Source organism: Ralstonia sp. 22111 (genome assembly GCF_052045895.1).
In the GTDB taxonomy this organism is placed as follows: Bacteria; Pseudomonadota; Gammaproteobacteria; order Burkholderiales; family Burkholderiaceae; genus Ralstonia; species Ralstonia wenshanensis.
On sequence record NZ_JBQEPR010000005.1, the window covers coordinates 39,937 to 59,994 of the forward strand.

A 20,058-nucleotide genomic window follows, 5' to 3' on the forward strand; every position below is an offset into this window, starting at 1 on the left:
TATGCAATCGTCCCAGACACCGACCCTTATCCCGCTCGCCTTCGCGGCCAACGGCACGAAGAACACGATTCCGGAAGCCTCTCAGATCGGTATCACTGACGGCGCTGCCTCGCTCAACGATGGCTTCCCGCCGCTGACATTCACACCGATTGCTGCAGGCGGCAAGCCGCCGGCCGGCAAGGACATGAACGGCATCCTGTTCCTGGCGACCGCCTCGATTCGCTGGCAGCATGCGGGCGGCCTCTACGGATTCAACTCGGCGTTCGCATCCGACTCCAACGTCGGCGGTTACCCGAACGGTGCGGAGCTGATGAGTGCCGATTTGCAGGGTACGTGGATCAGTACCGCCGACAACAACACCGACAATCCGGACACCGGCCCGGGTACGAAGTGGGTGCCAGGCCGCGCCTACGGCGTGACTGCCATTGCTGGCCTCACAAACGCCAACGTCACACTCACGCCAGCTCAGGCAGCCAAGAACAAGATCACGCTCGCGGGCACGCTGACCGGCAACATCCAGATCATTCTGCCGACGTGGACCCGCGACTGGACGATCGTCAACAACACGACGGGCGCATTCACCGTAACCGCCAAGACCGCCTCGGGCTCGGGCGTTGCGCTGGCCTCAGGACAGCAGAAGGTCACGGGTGACGGCACCAACATCATTCAGAACGCCGAATCCATCGCAGCCGCTACGCTGGGCACGCAGCCCGCCACGCTGTCGCAGGTGCAGCAGGGCGGTGCCACGTATGCGGGTGACGCCGGCTCGGCAAATGCCTATGCAGTTGCCTATTCGCCGGCCGTCACCTCGGTTTCCGATGGCATGCGTCTGCGCTTTAAGGCGACCAATGCGAACACGGGTGCATCCACCTTCAGCCCGGGGCCAGGCACCATCGTGGCCGCGCCGATCTGGGGCGCGAATCACTCGCCTCTGCAAGGCGGGGAGATTGCGCCCAACAGCGATGTTGAGGTTGTCTGGAACAGCTCGCTGAACGGTACCGGGGCATGGGTGCTGCTGGAGAACACTGGCGGCGCGCTGCAGGTCTCGCCAGCAGTTAAGTCCTCTCAGGCCCCGCAGTTCAGTCAGATCGCCGCTGCGCTGGGGGCGGTGAACGCCCGCGTGTACACGGCCGCCGCTTCGTCGTTCACGCTGACCGCTGATCGCGTTGCAGCACAAACTGCGCTGGCTGGCGGCATGGCCTACGCCGCGTCGGGTTTCAGCAAGACGATCAACCTGACGACCACGGGCGCAGGCGGGGTGGATACCGGCAGCATTCCCACCAATGGCTATGCGGCCATCTATGCGATCTGCAATCCGCAGGCTGCGGTCTTCACCGGGTCGATCAGCGGAACGACCTTGACGGTTACCAGCGTCACGTCTGGCACATTGGCGGTCGGCCAGTATGTGCAGGGCGCTGCCGGTGGCACCTGGATTACTGCCCTGGGCACTGGCACCGGTGGTACGGGTACGTACACGGTCGGGCTGTCCCAGACCCTGGCGAGCACCACGCTGACTGCCGCGAACTGGGCTCTGCTGGCCACAAACGCGACATCTGCGGCCGCGCCTGAGGTCTATTCCGGCGGCTCCATGCCGAGTGGTTACACCGCGTCGTGCCTGGTGTCGGTGTGGGGTACGACCTCGACGGCGAACCAGTTCCGGGCGGGTCTGCAGCGCGGACGACATGTCTCTTTCCCTGCCGTGGTTGCGCTTTCAACCAGCACGACGCAGGCCTCGTATACGTCATTGTCGATCGCGTCCTCTGTTCCGCTGAATGCAACCGAAGCGTTCGGGCAAGGGAATCCGCAGTCGTCAGCTACCTCCGCTCTTCTGTTGCACGTTGCTGGGGACTCCGCAGGCGTTGACGACAACTACATCTCAAATACGGGCACCGCGATCAGCGGCATCTGGCGCGCCTTGCTGTCGGTTGCACAGACGATCTACTACCAGTGGTCGAACAGCGCCGGCACGCCGTCTTTGGGTATCACCGTCACGGGCTACAACTTCTAAGGACCACCATGGCCACCACCCTTTACGCTGCGTTTTCGGACGCCAAGAAGACCGTCATCACCTCGGTATTCACGTGTGCCCAGTCTGCAGACTCATTTCCGTATCAGGATGAAGTTGCCAGTGATGACGCGCGTTACGTCTCCTACTACAACCAGCAAACGGAGCTGTTCCCGAGCCTCGCCTACTTACTCGTGAAGCCGGGCGAATGAAGGGGGTCTCCAAATGCACAAGAACAGAAAACCTTTCCACCCGGGGGCCAACCAGTGAGCGAAGAGATGGCAACCGATGCGGCAGTGCAGGTGCTCACCGAGCGCGTCAGCAACGCAATCGATGATCTGAAGGAGATGAAAGGGCAGTTGACCTCGGTCAGCCAAAGCATCGTGATGATGGTCTCCCTTCAGGAGCGCGTGAACACCCTAGACAGCAAGACAAATCGGCTCTTTGACGTCAGCGATGCGACAAAGACCCAGGTGGAGAACCTAAATTCACAGATGCATGTGCACAGCCGGATGTGGAAGCTGATCGGCGCCGCAGTGCTTGCTTGCGCTGGCGTGATTGGCTGGGCCGCTACGCAGTACGGAACCTTCCGCGAACTGACAGCGCGCGTCGCTGTACTGGAGCGCGTTACTCAGGAGCGCACGAAATGACGCTGATCGACGAATGGCGTCGCTGCCATCGGCTGTATTCCCAGCAAATCAACGCTGTCGGCATCGCACTCTCGACCACCTACGCGGTGATGTACGAGCAGATCCGCGACGTGTTGCCGGCCCGGTATCTCGCGATCCTCACAGCCGTGGTGTTTGCCGGCGGCTTTGTTGCTCGCCTCATCAAGCAGGGGAAGAAGAGTGCCGACACTGAAGCGACCAACTAGGCCACTCGCGGCCATTGTCGGCACTGCCGCGGCGGCCGGTCTGCTGGCCATCGTGCCGAAGTTCGAGGGCACGAAGCTCACCACCTACCGCGACCCGATCGGCGTGCTGACCTACTGCACCGGTGCGACCGAGGATGCCGCGTGGGGCAAGACCTATTCGCCGGCCGAGTGTCGCGAGCAGCTCGATCGCGATCTGGCGCGCCACGCTGATGGCGTGATGGCCTGCATCAAGACGCCAATGACCCCTGGCCAGAAAATCGCGTTCGTCGACCTTGCGTACAACGTGGGCGTGAGCGCGGTCTGCAACAGCACGCTCGCACGTAAAGCAAATGCTGGCGATCTGTCAGGCGCTTGCGCCGAATTGTCAAAGTGGGTACGCGCTGACGGCAAGGTTTTGCCGGGTCTCGTCAAGCGTCGGCAGGCCGAACGCGATCTGTGCGAGGGGAGGGCCAAGGCATGACCATCGATTGGGTGAAGTGGGGCGGCATCGCCGCCATTGCCGTGGGCGTCCTGCTCGGCCTAACGGCGTTGCACCACCACGTCTACAAGCAAGGATATGAAGCTGGCGCTGCCCACGTGCAGCAGCAGTTTGATGCGGCCAAGGAAGCGGCCGAGCAGAAGCGCCTAGCCGACGTGCAGGCCGCCCGCGCCGAAGAGCAACGGCGCACCAATGCCCAAGCGGAGATTGCCAATGAAGCCACAAAACAAGCTGCGGCTGCCGCCGCTGATGCTGTTGCTGCCGGCGCTGCTGCTGACAGCCTGCGCGCACGAGTCGCCCGACTTGTCGCCGCCGCCCGCGCATCCGGCCATCCCGCCGCTGCCGGCGCAGGCCCGGACCAGCCTGGTGGCGATCCCCTCGATGTGCTCGTCGACGTGCTCGGCCGGTCTGACCAAACTTCGGGAGAGTTGGCTGGCTACGCCGACAAGCTCAGAATCGCCGGTCTCCAATGTGAGCGAGACTACGACGCGCTGATGCCCGCTCAAAAATAGGAATTGACCGTATCACTGCGTAGCGTCTCGGGGCGCGGGTGCAGTGGTGGGGCGGAGATCAACACCGGTATCCGCCTGAAGCCGAGGCGGTTTAGAGTTGGAAAGAACCGACTTCAGAAGCTGCCGCCCATGCTGCGCGAGGTATCGACCGCCCCGTTCCGAGATGTGCCCGCTGTCGGAATATAGAACGGCACGATCCACGGATACCCGACACGACTCGGCCTCGCACATGATGCGGAACGGATCGAAGACGGGCACTCCCCTCGATGCAAGGTAGGGGATGATCTTCAACCGATAGTCGGAATCTCCCCGCAAGGCATTTGCAATCGGATAATTGCAGTTCGGGGGAGGCGTCCAGTCCCGCAACTCGAACCGGCGTGCGACGCAACTGCGCGGATTGGTGTCCTGCGGAGTGGCCAGAAAGACGGCAACATGCTTGCCAAGCCGCTGATAATGCTCGACGGTCGCCGTGAATGCGTCCATGAACTCCTGATGCGTCTGTTTTGGGCGCAGCCCGTGATAGTCCTTTTCCGAGTAGTAGGCGGGCCAGTTGGATGCCAAGATCACGGTGTGCACGCTCGGCGTTTCGGCGATGTACTTCTCTGCCGCTGCCGTCACCTGTTGGCAATACTCGGGGCCATAGCCATGCAGCATTGGACATTCCCCGCGGCCAAACTGCGCAAAGTCGGAATTTCGCATGCCCTCGGCCTCATCGAACGCACGCACGATCGTCGAGGCGGCATTAGCAAAGCTGTCGCCGATCATGACAGTTTCAGGCATGCCCGCTGAGAGCGTGTCCGCGTTGCACCAGTCTTCGCGGAACGTTGTGCCCATGAGCGGCCGGCATGAGTGCTTATATGGGTAGTCGAAGCGATTGCCGGCGGCATCCGCTGCTGCAGCGCGAAATTCGATTCCCCGCATCGCCTCGGTGATGGCCCCCATCAGCCCGATGCACGCGACAACCATTGCAAGGGCAACCGGCAACCTAGGAATCGCCCGCGCAGCGCGCGCGGGACGCTCAGCAAATAGGTATGTCGCCCATGCCAGCCCCAGGCTGATCGCCAACGCCACCGCACGCAGCCACACAGGTGGCGTGCCAGATTCAAGGATCCGCGCGAACGACAACAGCGGCCAATGCCACAGATACAGCGGATAGCTGATAAGGCCCACCCAGACGAGCGGGCGCCAGGAAAGAATGAACCGGTTGACCGGCGAACCGTGGCCCGAGGCGATCAGAAGGCCAGCGCCGAACACCGGAAGGAATGCGCGCCAGCTTGGGAAAGGCGTGTGCTTGTCGAGCATCAACGCCGCATAAACGATCAGGGCAATGCCGATCGCCGGTGCCAGCACGACGAAGGTCGAGCGCAGCGCTTTGGGAATCTGCGAGAGGGGGCGGACGTACGAAACCTGGCAGTAAGCGATCAGGGCCCCAGTGAGAATCTCCCACGCACGCGTATGCGGCAGATAGAAGGCCTGGACGCTGTATTGCTCAAGGTCGGAAAGATAAAGGCACATAGCCAGCGAACCAGCCCAGAGCAGCCCCGTCACCAGCCCCTGGTTCAGCCTAGCGCGCAGGCAAGCCCACGCGATCAGCGGGAAGGCTAGGTAAAACTGCTCTTCGACCGACAGCGACCATAGGTGGAGCAGTGGCATGGACTCCGAAAGGGAGTTGAAGTAGCCCGCCTCATGCCAAAGCTGAAAGTTCTGCGCGAACAGCGCGCCGGCCAGAATTTGCCGGCCAAGGCGCTGAAACTCATCGGGGAAAAGGGTCAGCCATCCGAGCACGTAAGTCGTGACCAGCACGATAATCAGCGCTGGGAATATGCGCTTGACGCGTTTGGCATAGAACTCGGCAAACGAGAATGAGTCTGCGCTCAGGCTTCGGAAAATGATCGTCGAGATCAGGTAGCCGGATATAACAAAAAAGACATCCACGCCGACAAAACCGCCGGGGAGCAGCGACGGAAATGCATGGAACAACAGCACGGCGATAACCGCGATTGCTCGAAGACCGTCAATGTCGGGCCGATAGGCTGGGTGGACGTTGTGCTCGTGCGGCTGGTTGATTCGATCGATCATTCGAACCTGGGGGCCGCCTTCATGGGCGGCGCTGGAATTTGCGGGAGGAAAATTGCCTGCGCATGATACTGCACGCTCGCTTTGACCCTATCGCGATAGGGGCGCAATACCGACCGTCTGTCAGCTTTTGCGGAAAACGCTCCAGATTGCGGAAAAGCAAAAGGCCCGACAGTTGCCTGTCGGGCCTTTCATATTCTGGTGGGGCGTGAGTGACTCGAACACTCGACCTACGGATTAAGAGTCCGCTGCTCTACCAACTGAGCTAACGCCCCGCGAAGAAGTGAGACTATATCAACCTTTTTCGGATCGCGCTAGTCCTCTGCGCGAATTTTTTTCGAATCGGTTGTGTGACCGCGCAGCACGTCGATGAATTGGGTGAGCCCGTGCGTCGGATGCTTGTCGCGATGCCGCACGATCAGCAGCGGCCGGGCGATACGCGGCAGGCCGCTGTCGACCTCGACCAGCCGGCCATCGCGCAAGGCGTCGGCCACCACGTGGCGCGACAGGCAACTGATGCCGTAGCCTGCCGCCACCGTGCGCTGAATGGCCTCGGAGTGGCCGAGTTCAAGTGCCACATGCAGCGGCCCGACCACCGAAGCGATGCGGCTGTCGATCAGTTCGCGCGTGCCGGAGCCGGGTTCGCGCATCAGCCAGCCCGCTTCGCGCAGCGCCGCGTGTGAGACGGGCCCGGTTCCTCGCGTGAGTGGATGCCCCGGCGCGGCCACGATCACCATCTCATCGTCGATCCACGTTTCGATTTCCAGCGCTTCGCCGCGGCAGGTGCCCTCAATCAGGCCGATGTCGACCTCGAAACGCTGCACGGCATCGACCACGTCCTGCGTATTGCCGATCAGCACATCGAGCTGGCTGTCGGGTGCGATCTCGTGCCGGAAGCCCGCGAGCAGGGCGGGCAGCACGTAGTTGCCGATCGTGCTGCTGGCCGCGAGCTTCAGGCGCACGTTCGGCTGGGCGGTCGCGTGTTCCAGCGCATCGGCGTGATCGAGCAGCGCCTGTGCCTGGGGCAGAAGCTGTCGGCCCAGCGCATTCAGATGCAGACGGCGCGCATGCCGGTCAAACAGCGGATGTCCGAGGGTGGATTCCAGTTCCGCCAGCGCCGCGCTGACGGCCGATTGCGACAGGCCAAGAGCTTCACCGGCCGCAGTGGTCGTTTCACTGCGTGCGATGGCGGCGAAGACCGCCCATTGCCGCAACGTGACGCGAGGCGCCTTATTATCCATAAAAGTGGTTGGAATTACGAAAATTACCTGTTTTACATGTTATCACGATCCGCATATCGTTATGCGTATAGCGAATAAGCAAGGCGAATGTGATGACGATTGCACAGAAGCAGTTGGCGCCCCAGGGCGTGACAGCAGGATTCGACGGCCGGACGCTCGTCAGCGTGGGGGTGTTGTTCGGGTGTGCGGGGATTGCGGTGGCGCTCGGTGCCATGCCGTGGGCAGGGCATCTGGGCTTGAGCGCACTGACGCTTGCCATCCTGCTCGGCATGGCCGTCGGTCATGTGCCGGGGCACCAGCGTTGGCTGACCCCAGGGGCAATCCAGTTTGCCCGCCATACACTGCTGCGCGCGGGCGTGATTCTCTACGGCGCCCGGCTGACGCTGGCGCAGATCCACGATCTGGGGACTTCGGGCGTGGTGATTCCTCTGCTGGTATTGGCCGCGACGATGCTGGCCGGTACGTGGATCGGCACGCGTTGGTTTAGCCTCACGCGCTCACAAGCTGTGTTGGTGGCAGCTGGCAGTGCGGTGTGTGGGGCGGCGGCCGTGCTGGCCGTTGCGCCAGCGGTGAAGGCCTCACCACGCGAAACGGCCGTGGCGATCGCCAGCGTGGTGCTGTTCGGCACGATCGGCATCTTTCTGTATCCGTGGCTGTACGCGCTTGTTACGCATGCCGGTGTGGCCATCACGCCAGAGCACTTTGGTGTCTACATCGGTTCGACGATGCACGAGGTCGCGCAGGTGATTGCCGCCGCGCGTCCGTTAGGCGACGACGCCACCAACGCGGCGGTCGTGAGCAAGATGGTGCGTGTGCTGGCGCTGGCTCCTTTGCTCGTGGTGCTTGCGTGCACAACCCCCGATCAAGGTCAAAGTTCGTCTTCGTCGCCTTCTGAGAGTGCGCTTCGCAAGGCCGCTGGCCACGCCTGGAAAGCGATGCCCTGGTTTGCGGTGGGGTTGCTCGTCGTGACACTGCTGAATTCCGCTGGCGCGATTCCCGCCGCATGGCATGCCCCCATCGACGCCATCGACACCGCCATGCTGGCCTGCGCGATGTTTGCCATCGGCACGCAAACGCATGTGCCGATGCTGCTGAAGTCCGGTGTGCGTCCGCTGCTGTGCGCCGCAATTCTGTGGGTGGGGCTGGTAGGTGGCGGTGCGCTCCTCAACGTGGGCGTGCGCTGGCTGGTGGGCTGATCCGGCACCTGAAGTTGGATGTGCTGAGGCGGTTGATTCTCTTCGATGGCGCGCAAGTCGCATCCGGTTGGCGACTTGCGCGCCGCGGCTTTTCATTCGAACGCAGCCGCCTAGTATGAAGTCCTGAGTCTTAGGACAGAGGGGCAATCATGCAAACGCATCCCGTAGTTTCAAGAGACGAATGGTTCATCAAACGCCGAGCGTTGCTGGCGCGCGAGAAAGAGGCCATCCACCTGCGCGACGCTGTCAACGCCGAGCGCCAAGCGCTGCCGTGGGTCAAGGTCGAGACGGAATACGTATTTGAATCGTCGGAAGGCAAGAAGGCGCTGGCCGAGCTGTTCGACGGCCGCAGCCAGTTGGTGGTCTACCACTTCATGTTTGGGCCCGACTGGGATGCGGGCTGCCCAGGGTGCTCCTTCTTCGCCGATCATATTGGCGGCATGCTCACGCATCTGAACCACCATGACGTGACGTTCGTCGCCGTGTCTCGCGCGCCGATGGACAAAATCGCCGCCTACAAGAAGCGCATGGGCTGGCAATTCCCGTGGGTCTCGTCGTTCGGCACAACGTTCAACCACGACTATCGCGTGAGCTTCTCGCAAGACGAACTCGCCAGCGGCTCGGTCGACTACAACTACACGGCCACGCCCCGTGAGCAAGCCCACGACGAACTGCCCGGCATGAGCGCGTTCTACAAGGACGAGGCGGGCGACGTCTTCCACACGTACTCGACGTATGCGCGCGGCTTGGAAGACATGGTGGGGACACTGCTGCTGCTCGACCGCGCGCCACTGGGTCGCAACGAGACCGGCCCGCTGTCATGGGTGCGCCGTCACGACGAATATGAAGATGCACCGAAGGTGCGCGGCTGCTGCGCGACGTAAGGGACTGAAGCGCAACGGAGGCAGAAGCGAAGAGGGGATTGGTGCCCGGAGCCGGGATCGAACCGGCACGCGCCGATTAGGGCGCAGCGGATTTTAAGTCCGCGGTGTCTACCAATTTCACCATCCGGGCATGACGATCGATGCAGACAATACACGCACCAATGCCACAAATGAAAACGCCCCGCACGAAGCGAGGCGTTTTGTTATTTTGGCTCCCCGACCTGGGCTCGAACCAGGGACCTACGGATTAACAGTCCGGCGCTCTACCGACTGAGCTATCGGGGAATCGCTGCAACAGCGAAGAAATGAATTCTAGCTAGTTTCTGATCTGCCCGTCAACACCTTTTTTGCGATGCACTACAAAAAGTGTGTCGGGCAAGTGCGCTCTATCGCGTTCAGCCGCGGTCGAGATACTGCTCCTTGTCCTTCACGTCCTTCCAGTCGTCCGCGTCGGGCAGGGGTTGCTTGGTCTTGGTGATGGAAGGCCAGCCGGCTTGAGCCAGCTCGACATTGATGGCGATCCACTTCTGCTGATCAGCGGGCACGTCTTCTTCCGCATAGATGGCGTTGACCGGGCATTCGGCCACGCAGACGGCGCAGTCGATGCACTCGTCCGGATCAATCGTCAGGAAGTTCGGGCCTTCACGGAAGCAGTCGACGGGGCAGACGTCCACGCAGTCGGTGTACTTGCAGCGGACACAGCTTTCGGTAACGACGTGAGTCATTTCGCTTGGAAGTTGAAGCTAGGAATTCGTGGGGCGCGCGACCATGGATGCTTACGCGCCTCCATGCCGGCAGTCCCGCATTGTAACGCACCGACCGTGCCCGACTGCTGCGTCATTGGTGCGCCGTCAGACAGTTTTCGCATGTGTTTATGCGTTGGCGCAAGGTTTGACCCATCCGCTATTGCGCATGCTCGATCACCATCTGGACGCGCGTGATGCCGTTGAAGGTGTTGTTGTCGAGCCGGTAGGCCACATACGCCGAGGCGCCGAGCGGCTCCGCGTGGTTGAACCAGATCGCGTCGAAATGCTGCTTGCCGCGGCCGAGCTTGAGCTTCAGGTGCTTCTCTTTCAGTACGGCCTGCGACAGCACATCGAACTCGCCGCAGAAGCTTGGTGCTGGAAAGCCCTGACCCCAGACCTGGGTTTCGAGCAGCTCGACGAACTGCGGTGTGAAGCATTCGGGGTCCGCCTCGCCATCGGTCTCGAGCACGCGTGAGAGCAGCGCCTCGGTCAGCCATTCGCGGCCGACGGCCTCGAAGGTGGTGACGAATGCATCGAAACCGTCTTCGCGCAGCGTGAGCCCAGCCGCCATGGCATGGCCGCCGAACTTCACGATCAGTCCCGGGCTGCGCTTGTGTACGGCGTCCAGTGCATCACGGAGGTGGAAGCCGGGAATCGAGCGGCCCGAGCCCTTGATGACGCCGTCGTCGCCGGGTGCGAAGGTGAAGACCGGGCGGTGGAATTTGTCCTTGATACGCGAGGCGACGATGCCGATCACGCCCTGGTGCCACGTTTCGTTGTAGACCGCGATGGTGTGCCGACCGGCGCCATCGAGGGCGTTCATGCTGTCGAGGATGGCGAGGGCTTCCTGCTGCATGCCGGCTTCGATCTCGCGGCGCTCGCGGTTCATGCCGTCAAGTTCGGCGGCGATGGACATGGCGCGGTCGTAGTCGTCGGTGAGCAGGCATTCGATGCCGAGCGACATGTCGGCCAGCCGCCCGGCGGCGTTCAGGCGCGGGCCAAGGCCGAAGCCGAGATCGAACGTCGACGCGCGGCGCGCCTCGCGGCCGGCCACGCGGAACAGCGCGGCGATGCCCGGGCACATCCGCCCCGCACGCATGCGCTTGAGACCCTGCGCGACCAGCAGACGATTGTTGGCGTCGAGTTTGACCACGTCGGCCACGGTGCCGAGTGCCACCAGATCGAGCAGCGCATCGAGGCGCGGCTGATCTTGCGGCGTGAACACGCCGCGCTTGCGCAGCTCTGCCCGCAGCGCCAGCAGCACGTAGAACATCACGCCCACGCCCGCCAGATTCTTGCTCGGGAAGCCGCAACCCGGCTGGTTCGGGTTGACTATCACGCGCGCCTCGGGCAATTGCGCGCCGGGCATGTGGTGGTCTGTCACGACAACGTCGATGCCCAGCGCGTTGGCGGCCGCCACGCCCGCCACGTCGGCGATGCCGTTGTCGACGGTGACCAGCACGTCGGGCTTCTCGCGCGCAGCGAGCGCCACGATTTCGGGCGACAGGCCGTAGCCATACTCGAAGCGGTTCGGGACGATATAGCTGACCTGCGCGCCCAGCATGCGCAAGCCACGCACGCCCACGGCGCAGGCGGTGGCACCGTCGCAGTCGTAGTCGGCAATGATCAGCAGGCGCTTGTTGGCGGCGATGGCGTCGGCGAGGTAGTGGGCTGCGTCGTCAATGCCCTTGAGTTGCGCGGGGGGCAGGAGGTCGGTCAGCTCGGTCGATAGTTCGTCGGGCCGGGCGACGCCCCGGGCGGCGAGGATGCGTGCGAGGACTGGATGGATGCCGTGGCCGGCCAGCGTGGTGGCGGCGTCTGCGGAATGCGAACGGACAGCGATGCGGGTCATGCAGGATCAGGCTCAAGCGGCCATGGAAAGCGGGGAGAGCGCATCACGCAAGGTGCGTGGACGACTGAAGCGGCGCAGCCAGCCGAACGGGCCGTTGGCGAGCTCGCGGCGCGTGACGCGGTAGTGGGCGTAGTGCGAGTCGCCGGTCAGCACGAGCGAGACGGCGTCGATTCGGCCGTCCGCCAGCGCATCGGCGGCGGGGGTAAACCAGTCGCGGTCGTAAGCGCGGAGGGTTTCGATCCAGTCGTACCAGTCGGCGGAAAGATATGGCTTGCCGGCGTCGCCCAGCAGCACGGCGGCGCTTGTGTCGTCGAACGGCACAGCAGCCAGCGTTTCCGCGCAGAGTTCGGTGGCGTTGCCGGCGTGACACAGTCCGGCGAAGAATGGATCAGCGCCGATCATGCGCTCCGCAATGGGGCGGGCATCGACCAGTGCGCCCTGGCCGAACAGCCAGACCGAATTGACCGGCAGCAGGCCACGCGCCTCGCGCGCTTGGTTGACGGGGTGGTCGTACCACGTCATCTGGATCTCATTCTGGAATTTGCGCCAGGCGCGCTCCTGCTCGCCCCTGTGCATCCAGATGTCGATGTTGTGGCCGGTGGCGCGCTGCGGCGCGGCGGCAATCAGGTCGCCAAAGGGCGAATCGGCGACGTACCAGCGCGCGGCGTGCGTGGCATCGAGCGTGATGCCCATTTCGGCAACCAGCGGGGCGATGGCGGCGCGCAGGGCGTCGGCGTCGGCGGCTTCCAGGCGGAGCTGGGCCGGGTCGAGCATCACCAGATGGTCGCGGGCGGCGTGGATGTGGACCGGCTGCAGGCAGGCCCAGGTGCGCGTGTCGGCGGTGCCGCCATCCGCCAGGCGCATGTACGGCGCCGACGGCAGCGGAGAAATGGGCAGCCCGGCGTGCTTGGCCAGCCAGCGCTCGTGCGGCAGCGTGGGCAGGTAGGCGTCGTCGTGGCGCTCCCGTTCTGCTTCGCGCGCATGAGCAAGCAACCTTTCCAGGCCCGGCAAGGTCAATTGACGATAAGCGTCGTCCGCCACCTCGGCAGCGGGCGCGCAAAACGGGACAATCAGGGTGAGTTCAGGAATCATGGCTCCGAGATTGTAAACTTCCGGCTCGTCGGCCAGTGAGCCGGACAAATCACACCCACGGGGAATCCCCTTTGAAACTTCCATACGAATGGCAGATCGGCTGGCGGTATACACGCGCAAGCAAGCGCGCCAGCCGCAACAGCTTCATCTCTTTCATTTCGCTCATCTCTATGCTCGGCATTGCGCTCGGGGTGGCGGCGCTGATCATCGTGCTCTCGGTCATGAACGGCTTCCAGAAGGAGGTGCGGGACCGCATGCTGTCGGTGCTGGCGCATATCGAAGTGATGGCGCCGAACAGTCTGCCGGACTGGCAGCGTACCGCCAATGAGGCGATGCAGAACAAGGAAGTCATCGGCGCGGCGCCGTACGTGGGCGCGCAGGCCATGATCACGCGTGACGAGGCGGTGCGCGGTGTGCTGCTGCGCGGCGTGTCGCCCGCCGACGAGCCGAAGGTGTCGGACATCGCCAAGGACTTCAAGACAGGCACGATCGACGACCTGAAACCGGGCGAATTCGGCATCGCCCTGGGCAGCCAGCTCGCCAACGGCCTGGGCGTGCACCAGGGGGACAAGGTCACGCTGGTGGCGCCGCAGGGCACCATCACCCCGGCGGGCGTGTTGCCGCGCCTGAAGCAGTTCACCGTGACGGGGATCTTCGAATCGGGCCACTACGAGTTCGACAGCTCGCTGGCGCTGATCAACATGGAAGACGCCGAGCGCCTGTTCCGCCTGGACGGCCCGACCGGCGTGCGCCTGAAGCTGGTGGACATGGACCGCGCCCCGCAGGTGGCCGAAGCCCTGTCGCGCACGCTGACCGGCGAGCTGTACATCCGCGACTGGTCGCGCCAGAACCGCAACTGGTTTGCCGCCGTGAAGACCGAGAAAAAGATGATGTTCATCATCCTCACGCTGATCATCGCCGTGGCGGCGTTCAACCTGGTGTCTACGCTGGTGATGACGGTGACGGACAAGCAGGCTGACATTGCCATCCTGCGCACCATGGGCGCACAACCGGCGTCGATCATGAAGATATTCATCGTGCAGGGCGTGGCGATCGGTTTTATCGGCACATTGCTGGGCGTCGGCTTCGGCACGCTCATCGCGTACAACATCGACGTGATCGTGCCGTTCATCGAGCGTCTCTTCCACGTGCAATTCCTGCCGCGTGACATCTATTTCATTAGCGAACTGCCCTCGGACCCCCGCGTGAACGACATTGCGACCATTGGCATCATTTCCTTCATCCTCGCCTCGGTGGCGACGCTGTATCCAAGCTGGCACGCCTCGCGCGTGAATCCGGCGGAGGCACTGCGCTATGAGTGAGGCCGTCATGACTTCCATGGAAGCGCCGGCCGCGGCGCCGCAGGGCGTGGTGGTGCAGGCCGAAGGGCTGTCCAAGTCGTTCCGCCAGGGCGGCCTGAACGTCGACGTGCTCAAGGGCGTGGACATCCGCATCGGCGTGGGTGAGAAGGTCGCCATCGTCGGCGCCTCGGGCTCGGGCAAGAGCACGTTGCTGCATGTGCTGGGCGGGCTGGATGAGCCGACGTCGGGCCGCGTCTCGCTGCTCGGCAAGCCTTTCACCGCAATGAAAGAGCGCGAACGCAATACGCTGCGCAACCGGGCGCTGGGCTTCGTCTATCAGTTCCACCATCTGCTGCCGGAATTCACGGCGCTGGATAACGTCGCGATGCCGCTGCGCATTCGCGGCGTGGAAGAGGCGCAAGCGCGCCACACCGCACAGGCGATGCTCGAACGCGTGGGTCTGGGCCCGCGCACGGCACACCGTCCGGGCGAGCTGTCCGGCGGCGAACGCCAACGGGTGGCGATTGCGCGTGCGCTGGTCGGGTCTCCGGCTTGCGTGCTGGCGGATGAGCCCACCGGCAACCTGGACGACCACACGGCCGGTGAAGTGTTCGACCTGATGCTGGAACTCACGCGCACGCTTGGCACCAGCTTTGTCATCGTCACGCACGATATCGAGTTGGCAGGCCGTTGCGATCGCATTTTCCGCCTGCGAGAGGGCCATCTGCACCAGGAGCGCTGAGTCGGGTGGCACGATCGGAAAAGGCGGATTCCAGAACACCCCGCTTTCCGGTACGTTGCCGCCTTTTCCAACGCAGAACGGACTATGTGGATCGATACCCATTGCCACCTCGACGCCAGCGACTTTGATACCGACCGTGATGCGATCGTTGCGCAGGCGCGTGCGGCGGGGGTCAACCTCATTGTCGTGCCGGCGGTCGCACGCTGGAATTTCGATGCGGTGCGGGCGCTGGCCCATCAGCATGCCGGGTGCAGTTATGCGCTGGGCATCCATCCAATCTACGCCGCGCAGGCCAGCGACGACGATCTGCTCGAGTTGCGCCGCCAGATCGCCGCGTCAATGGACGACCCGCGTTTCGTGGCCGTCGGCGAGATCGGCCTCGATTTCTTCATTCCCGACCACGACGTCGAACGGCAGACCGCCGTGTTCCGCGCGCAACTGCGCATCGCACGCGAATTCGATCTGCCTGTGCTGATGCACGTGCGCAAGTCGCAGGACCAGGTGCATAGCGCCGCCGCCAAGGCGGGCGTGCGTGGTATTGCGCATGCGTTCAACGGCAGCCCGGAACAGGCGCGTCGCTTTGTCGATTCGGGCTTCAAGCTCGGGTTTGGCGGCGTCTTTACCTTCTCGCGTGCCAACCGGGTGCGTCGGCTGGCGCAGGACATGCCGATCGAGTCGATCGTGCTGGAAACCGACGCGCCCGACCTGGCCCCCGCCTGGCTTGCCGACGACCAGTTCGGCGAGCAGGGCGCTGCGCGCAATGCACCCGCCGAAGTCGCTCGTATCGCCGAGGCGATGGCGCAACTGCGCGGCATCTCTATCGACGCGCTGGCCGCCCAGGCACGCCGCAACAGTATCGAAGCCATTCCTCGCTTGGCTGCGCTCCTGCACGCTTGACGCTCGCACATGCGTCTTGGGTTGATCGGCTTCGTTGCCGGCTGCGTGGCATTGCAGATGCAGGCGGCGCTGCCGCCGGTTTGGCAGCCGCTTTGCGTGCTCGTGCTCTGTCTGTCGCTGGCGGCCGTCATGCGGCGTCGACCAGCGCTGTTTCCCGTGTTGCTCGTCGCCAGCACCGTTGCGGCTGGTTTCGGCTGGAGCGACTGGCGCGCGCAGCAGCGCATGGCCGTGGCGCTCAGTCCTGCGTGGGAAGGCAAGGACATCATCGCGACCGGCGTGGTGGCCGAGCTGCCGCAGACGGGCGATGAGGCCACGCGTTTTCTCTTCCACATCGAATCCAGCAATGCGGGTGATGCCGTGCCGCCACGCGTGCGCCTGTCCTGGTATGGCACGCGGAACTGGGGCAACGTGGGCGAAGAGGGCGCAAAGCCCGATCGACGTGCCGGCATCCCCGATCTGCAACCCGGCCAGCGCTGGCAACTGACGCTGCGCGTCAAGCGCCCGCACAGCCTGACCAACCCCGGCGGCTTCGATGGCGAATACGCGATGCTGGCCGACGATATCCGGGCCGTCGGCTATGTGCGTACAGGCAAACGCGCGCAGAACATCGCGCTGGATGAGGAGGGTGCCGGGTTTGGAATTGGCGTGGAGCGCTGGCGTGCCAGCGTGCGGCGCCACATCTTGGCCGCGTTGCCCGATGCACGCTACGCGGCTGTCATGGTGGCGCTCGTGGTGGGCGACCAAAGCGGCATCGCCCGCGACGACTGGGGCCTGTTCCGCCGCACAGGCATCAGCCACCTTGTCAGCATTTCAGGGTTGCACGTCACGATGATCGCCGGGCTGTTTGCCGCGTTGTGGATGGCGTTGTGGCGCCGGTCGTTCGGGTTGGCGCGCTGGCTGCGCACGCCGTTGCCGCTGCGTATGCCTACCCCGCGCGCAGGTGCCGTCGCGGCCATGTTGGGGGCGTTCGGCTACTGCTTGCTTGTCGGCATGGGCGTGCCAGCGCAGCGCACGCTGCTGATGCTGTCCACCGTAGCCATCGCCCGGCTGACCGATCGCAATGTGCCGGCCAGCCTGTCGCTGTGCTGGGCGGCGGCAGTGGTGGCGATGGTGGACCCGTGGGCAGTCATGTCGGCGGGGTTCTGGTTGTCGTTCGGCGCGGTGGCGATCATCTTCTTCGCCGCCCGAATGGCTGTCGATGACACGCGCAATGGCGAAGTCGACGGCAAATTTGAAGGCATCCGCCGAGCGGTGGTTGGTGCTACGCGGATTCAGTTTGCCGTCACGTTCGGCTTGTTGCCGTTGACCTTGCTGCTGTTCCAGCAGACGTCGGTCGTCTCTGCGGCGGCCAACGGGCTGGCGATCCCCATGGTCAGTTTCGTGACGACACCGTTGGCGCTGATCGGCGCAGCGCTCCCTGATCCGCTGGCGCAGCCCGTGCTGATGTTGGCCGAGGCGAGCTTCCGCTGGCTGGCGGTTTGGCTTGAGTGGCTGGCGCAGCCGCGCTGGGCGGTGTGGGTTGCGCCGGCCGCGCCCAAGTGGGCGTTGCTGCTGTCGTTGCTTGGCGTAGCGCTATTGCTGGTGCCCGGTGGCGTGCGTGCATGGGCGTGGCGCGCTCAGGGCGCCTTGCTCCTCTTGCCGCTGGTGCTGGCGCGGGTGCCAATGCCATTACCCGGCGAATTCCGGCTTGTCGCGTTCGACATCGGGCAAGGTGCCGCAGCATTGGTCGAAACCGCCAACCATCGTCTGCTGTTCGACACCGGCCCGCGCTACGGCGATCACGCGGATGCTGCCGCCCGCGTCATCGCTCCTTACCTGCGCAGCCACGGCGTGGAATCGCTCGACACGCTTGTCGTCAGCCACGAAGACAGCGACCACGCCGGTGGCACCGAAACGGTGATCGGTGCGGTGCCGGTGCGCACCATGTTGGCGTCTTTGCCTCCGGGACACGCCTTGCGCGGCGTGGCCGATGAAAGCGGCGTCCGCTTTGCCGATTGTTTGGCTGGGCAAACATGGACGTGGGACGGCGTTGTCTTTGAGGTGCTGCACCCCCTGCGCCTGCCCGCTGAAAGCGAGCGCGTGTCCAGCAATGCTCGCAGTTGTGTGCTGCGTATCGCCAATGGCCGCCATGCTGCGCTGCTGACGGGCGATATCGAAGCCGCCCAGGAAAGCGCCCTGATCGCCGCTGAAACGCCTGAGCGACTGATGGCAGACATCTTGCTTGTGCCGCATCACGGCAGCAAGACAAGCTCCAGCGGCGCGTTCTTGGACGCGGTTTCTCCGCAGGTGGCGGTTTTCCAGGTCGGCTACCGCAATCGGTACGGACATCCGCATCAGCAGGTCTGGCGCCGCTATGTGGCGCGCGACATCGACAGTTTGCGCACGGACAAGACCGGTGCCGTCGTCATCGAGACCGGCGGCGATGTGCTGAACGTCCAGACCGCGCGCACCATGCGGCCGCGGTACTGGTCTTCCGCGCAGGAAGTCGAACCCCTGGCAACGGCCGCCGGCGCCGTCGACGCCCAGCCGTGAAACTTGGTGGCATAACGGGTTGGCCCCATTGTGGGGGTCAAAACCGCTGTGCTATAAAAACCACGTGCCGCGTACATCGCGCGGCGCCGTCAGGGGGAGAAAAGCATGGCAGTCCGGTTCTACGATGAAATGCTCAACTGGCATGACGGGGGCCGCAACCCCCATGCCGCCGAACCGGCCCCGGCAGCACTCGTCCAGCAGGGCGAGGTACGCGGCCACTACGGACGTTTCGCCGAATGGCTGGGCGCGCAATCGGCCACGACGCTGCAGAACAAGCGCGCCGAGGCAGACCTGATCTTCCGCCGCGTCGGTATCACCTTTGCCGTGTACGGCGACAAGGACGAATCGAACAGCGGCACCGAGCGCACGATTCCGTTCGACATCATTCCGCGCATCTTCCCGGCCAGCGAGTGGGCCACGCTCGAGCGCGGCCTTCGGCAACGCGTCGATGCGCTCAACCGCTTCCTGCACGACATCTATCACGAGCAGAACATCCTGCGCGCCGGTGTCATTCCGCCCGATCAGATCTACAACAACGCCCAATACCGCCCCGACATGCTCGGCGTGGACGTGCCGCGCGACATCTACGCGCACGTGGCCGGCATCGACATCGTGCGTGCCGGCGAGGGCGAGTTCTACGTGCTGGAAGACAACCTGCGCGTGCCATCGGGTGTGTCGTACATGCTGGAAAACCGCAAGATGATGATGCGGCTGTTTCCGGAGTTGTTCGCGCGCAATCGTGTGGCGCCCGTCGCGCATTACCCCGACATGCTGCTCGACATGCTGCGCAGCGTGTCGCCGCAGAACATCGCCGACCCGACGGTAGTGGTGCTTACGCCCGGCATGTACAACTCGGCGTATTTCGAGCATGCGTTCCTTGCGCAGCAGATGGGCGTGGAGCTGGTGGAGGGGCACGATCTTTTCGTGCAGGACGATCACCTTTATATGCGCACGACGCAGGGCCCGCAGCGCATCGACGTCATCTACCGCCGGGTGGACGACGACTTCCTCGATCCGCTGGTGTTCCGCCCGGATTCTTCGCTGGGCGCGGCTGGGCTGCTGTCGGTCTATCGAGCGGGCAACGTCACCATCTGCAATGCCATCGGCACCGGCGTGGCAGACGACAAGTCGATCTATCCGTACGTGCCGGACATGATCCGCTTCTACCTCGGCGAGGAGCCGATCCTCAATAACGTTCCGACGTACATGTGCCGTCGCCCCGACGACCTGCAATACGTGCTCGACCACATGGGCGAACTGGTGGTCAAGGAAACGCACGGTGCAGGCGGCTACGGCATGCTCGTCGGTCCGGCGGCCACCCAGGAAGAGATTGCCGCTTTCCGTGAGGTGGTGAAGGCTCGCCCCGATCAGTACATCGCCCAGCCAACCCTGGCACTGTCGACTTGCCCGACGTATGTGGAAGCCGGTATCGCGCCGCGCCATATCGACCTGCGGCCGTTCGTGCTATCCGGCAAGGATGTGCGCATGGTGCCCGGTGGCCTGACGCGTGTGGCGTTGCGCGCCGGCTCGCTGGTGGTCAACTCGTCGCAGGGCGGCGGCACGAAGGATACGTGGGTGCTGGAGCGCTGAACGCTCGCGCAGTGTCGCAACAGGCAATCGATCAATCGCC

The 20,058-nt window shown here is 63.9% G+C and carries 18 protein-coding genes and 3 tRNA genes; 13 read left to right on the forward strand and 8 right to left on the reverse strand.

The window, feature by feature from the left end; genetic code table 11:
• The first annotated feature begins 1 nt into the window (after position 1).
• From ACTJK4_RS14240 to ACTJK4_RS14265, 6 genes are all read left to right on the forward strand, one after another.
• The gene (locus ACTJK4_RS14240; protein WP_440818221.1) at positions 2-2,008 is read left to right on the forward strand and encodes a hypothetical protein; all 2,007 of its coding nucleotides are present in this window, start codon (positions 2-4) and stop codon (positions 2,006-2,008) included.
• A gap of 8 nt (positions 2,009-2,016) precedes the next feature.
• Positions 2,017-2,217, forward strand: coding sequence for a hypothetical protein (locus ACTJK4_RS14245; RefSeq protein WP_440818222.1), 201 nt, complete (start codon positions 2,017-2,019; stop codon positions 2,215-2,217).
• Positions 2,218-2,283: 66 nt separating this feature from the next.
• The gene (locus ACTJK4_RS14250; RefSeq protein ID WP_440818223.1) at positions 2,284-2,655 is read left to right on the forward strand and encodes a hypothetical protein; all 372 of its coding nucleotides are present in this window, start codon (positions 2,284-2,286) and stop codon (positions 2,653-2,655) included.
• A complete protein-coding gene (locus ACTJK4_RS14255; RefSeq protein WP_440818224.1) occupies positions 2,652-2,879 on the forward strand; it encodes a hypothetical protein in 228 nt (75 codons plus the stop codon). Before ACTJK4_RS14250 ends, ACTJK4_RS14255 begins: the two co-directional genes overlap by 4 nt.
• The gene (locus ACTJK4_RS14260; protein ID WP_440818225.1) at positions 2,854-3,339 is read left to right on the forward strand and encodes a lysozyme; all 486 of its coding nucleotides are present in this window, start codon (positions 2,854-2,856) and stop codon (positions 3,337-3,339) included. Before ACTJK4_RS14255 ends, ACTJK4_RS14260 begins: the two co-directional genes overlap by 26 nt.
• The gene (locus tag ACTJK4_RS14265) at positions 3,336-3,869 is read left to right on the forward strand and encodes a DUF2514 family protein (protein ID WP_440818226.1); all 534 of its coding nucleotides are present in this window, start codon (positions 3,336-3,338) and stop codon (positions 3,867-3,869) included. The genes ACTJK4_RS14260 and ACTJK4_RS14265 overlap by 4 nt, the downstream gene beginning before the upstream one ends.
• 12 nt (positions 3,870-3,881) lie before the next feature.
• Here the strand turns inward: ACTJK4_RS14265 and ACTJK4_RS14270 are convergent, their stop codons facing one another.
• The 3 genes from ACTJK4_RS14270 to ACTJK4_RS14280 all read right to left on the reverse strand — a co-directional run bounded on the left by ACTJK4_RS14270 (position 3,882) and on the right by ACTJK4_RS14280 (position 7,186).
• Positions 3,882-5,948, reverse strand: a complete 2,067-nt coding sequence (locus tag ACTJK4_RS14270) for an acyltransferase family protein (protein ID WP_440818227.1) — start codon at positions 5,946-5,948, stop codon at positions 3,882-3,884.
• 196 nt (positions 5,949-6,144) lie between these two features.
• Positions 6,145-6,220: transfer RNA gene (locus ACTJK4_RS14275), tRNA-Lys, on the reverse strand.
• Between the two features lie 39 nt (positions 6,221-6,259).
• Positions 6,260-7,186, reverse strand: coding sequence for a LysR family transcriptional regulator (locus tag ACTJK4_RS14280; RefSeq protein ID WP_316868750.1), 927 nt, complete (start codon positions 7,184-7,186; stop codon positions 6,260-6,262).
• Positions 7,187-7,278: 92 nt separating this feature from the next.
• On the opposite strand from ACTJK4_RS14280, the gene ACTJK4_RS14285 reads away from it, so the two are divergent.
• Together ACTJK4_RS14285 and ACTJK4_RS14290 are read left to right on the forward strand one after the other, a co-directional pair.
• Positions 7,279-8,382: a YeiH family protein gene (locus ACTJK4_RS14285; RefSeq protein WP_440475876.1), complete on the forward strand. Its 1,104-nt coding sequence runs from the start codon at positions 7,279-7,281 to the stop codon at positions 8,380-8,382.
• 149 nt (positions 8,383-8,531) lie between these two features.
• On the forward strand, positions 8,532-9,266 hold the full coding sequence (locus ACTJK4_RS14290) for a DUF899 domain-containing protein (protein WP_440818228.1): 735 nt from the start codon (positions 8,532-8,534) through the stop codon (positions 9,264-9,266).
• 39 nt (positions 9,267-9,305) lie between these two features.
• On the opposite strand, the gene ACTJK4_RS14295 is transcribed toward ACTJK4_RS14290, so the two are convergent.
• From ACTJK4_RS14295 to ACTJK4_RS14315, 5 genes are all read right to left on the reverse strand, one after another.
• Positions 9,306-9,396, reverse strand: a tRNA-Leu gene (locus tag ACTJK4_RS14295).
• A gap of 79 nt (positions 9,397-9,475) precedes the next feature.
• Positions 9,476-9,551, reverse strand: a tRNA-Asn gene (locus ACTJK4_RS14300).
• Positions 9,552-9,661: 110 nt separating this feature from the next.
• A complete protein-coding gene (gene fdxA, locus ACTJK4_RS14305) occupies positions 9,662-9,991 on the reverse strand; it encodes a ferredoxin FdxA (RefSeq protein WP_004626101.1) in 330 nt (109 codons plus the stop codon).
• Positions 9,992-10,169: 178 nt separating this feature from the next.
• Positions 10,170-11,864, reverse strand: a complete 1,695-nt coding sequence (gene recJ / locus ACTJK4_RS14310; RefSeq protein WP_440818229.1) for a single-stranded-DNA-specific exonuclease RecJ — start codon at positions 11,862-11,864, stop codon at positions 10,170-10,172.
• A 12-nt stretch (positions 11,865-11,876) separates the two neighbouring features.
• Positions 11,877-12,956, reverse strand: a complete 1,080-nt coding sequence (locus tag ACTJK4_RS14315; protein WP_414560448.1) for a hypothetical protein — start codon at positions 12,954-12,956, stop codon at positions 11,877-11,879.
• Between the two features lie 71 nt (positions 12,957-13,027).
• On the opposite strand from ACTJK4_RS14315, the gene ACTJK4_RS14320 reads away from it, so the two are divergent.
• The 5 genes from ACTJK4_RS14320 to ACTJK4_RS14340 all read left to right on the forward strand — a co-directional run bounded on the left by ACTJK4_RS14320 (position 13,028) and on the right by ACTJK4_RS14340 (position 20,018).
• Positions 13,028-14,278, forward strand: a complete 1,251-nt coding sequence (locus tag ACTJK4_RS14320) for a lipoprotein-releasing ABC transporter permease subunit (protein ID WP_253536806.1) — start codon at positions 13,028-13,030, stop codon at positions 14,276-14,278.
• Positions 14,271-14,999 carry a lipoprotein-releasing ABC transporter ATP-binding protein LolD gene (lolD, locus tag ACTJK4_RS14325; RefSeq protein WP_232042434.1) on the forward strand — a complete coding sequence of 243 codons (729 nt, stop codon included), beginning with the start codon at positions 14,271-14,273 and terminating at the stop codon, positions 14,997-14,999. Before ACTJK4_RS14320 ends, lolD begins: the two co-directional genes overlap by 8 nt.
• An 84-nt stretch (positions 15,000-15,083) precedes the next feature.
• Complete coding sequence (locus tag ACTJK4_RS14330; RefSeq protein WP_440818230.1) at positions 15,084-15,896, forward strand: TatD family hydrolase; 813 nt, start codon at positions 15,084-15,086, stop codon at positions 15,894-15,896.
• 9 nt (positions 15,897-15,905) lie between these two features.
• Positions 15,906-18,428, forward strand: a complete 2,523-nt coding sequence (locus ACTJK4_RS14335) for a DNA internalization-related competence protein ComEC/Rec2 (RefSeq protein ID WP_440818231.1) — start codon at positions 15,906-15,908, stop codon at positions 18,426-18,428.
• 105 nt (positions 18,429-18,533) lie between these two features.
• Entirely contained in the window at positions 18,534-20,018 is a 1,485-nt protein-coding gene (locus ACTJK4_RS14340; protein ID WP_260802704.1) for a circularly permuted type 2 ATP-grasp protein, read from the forward strand.
• Positions 20,019-20,058: the final 40 nt, after the last annotated feature.

Bases quoted from the DNA above. Each gene is read 5' to 3' on its own strand.
- ACTJK4_RS14240 (WP_440818221.1), top strand. From the start codon at position 2: ATGCAATCGTCCCAGACACCGACCCTTATCCCGCTCGCCTTCGCGGCC.
- ACTJK4_RS14245 (WP_440818222.1), top strand. From the start codon at position 2,017: ATGGCCACCACCCTTTACGCTGCGTTTTCGGACGCCAAGAAGACCGTC.
- ACTJK4_RS14250 (WP_440818223.1), top strand. From the start codon at position 2,284: ATGGCAACCGATGCGGCAGTGCAGGTGCTCACCGAGCGCGTCAGCAAC.
- ACTJK4_RS14255 (WP_440818224.1), top strand. From the start codon at position 2,652: ATGACGCTGATCGACGAATGGCGTCGCTGCCATCGGCTGTATTCCCAG.
- ACTJK4_RS14265 (WP_440818226.1), top strand. From the start codon at position 3,336: ATGACCATCGATTGGGTGAAGTGGGGCGGCATCGCCGCCATTGCCGTG.
- ACTJK4_RS14270 (WP_440818227.1), bottom strand. From the start codon at position 5,948: ATGATCGATCGAATCAACCAGCCGCACGAGCACAACGTCCACCCAGCC.
- ACTJK4_RS14280 (WP_316868750.1), bottom strand. From the start codon at position 7,186: ATGGATAATAAGGCGCCTCGCGTCACGTTGCGGCAATGGGCGGTCTTC.
- ACTJK4_RS14285 (WP_440475876.1), top strand. From the start codon at position 7,279: ATGACGATTGCACAGAAGCAGTTGGCGCCCCAGGGCGTGACAGCAGGA.
- ACTJK4_RS14290 (WP_440818228.1), top strand. From the start codon at position 8,532: ATGCAAACGCATCCCGTAGTTTCAAGAGACGAATGGTTCATCAAACGC.
- fdxA (WP_004626101.1), bottom strand. From the start codon at position 9,991: ATGACTCACGTCGTTACCGAAAGCTGTGTCCGCTGCAAGTACACCGAC.
- recJ (WP_440818229.1), bottom strand. From the start codon at position 11,864: ATGACCCGCATCGCTGTCCGTTCGCATTCCGCAGACGCCGCCACCACG.
- ACTJK4_RS14315 (WP_414560448.1), bottom strand. From the start codon at position 12,956: ATGATTCCTGAACTCACCCTGATTGTCCCGTTTTGCGCGCCCGCTGCC.
- lolD (WP_232042434.1), top strand. From the start codon at position 14,271: ATGAGTGAGGCCGTCATGACTTCCATGGAAGCGCCGGCCGCGGCGCCG.
- ACTJK4_RS14330 (WP_440818230.1), top strand. From the start codon at position 15,084: ATGTGGATCGATACCCATTGCCACCTCGACGCCAGCGACTTTGATACC.
- ACTJK4_RS14335 (WP_440818231.1), top strand. From the start codon at position 15,906: ATGCGTCTTGGGTTGATCGGCTTCGTTGCCGGCTGCGTGGCATTGCAG.
- ACTJK4_RS14340 (WP_260802704.1), top strand. From the start codon at position 18,534: ATGGCAGTCCGGTTCTACGATGAAATGCTCAACTGGCATGACGGGGGC.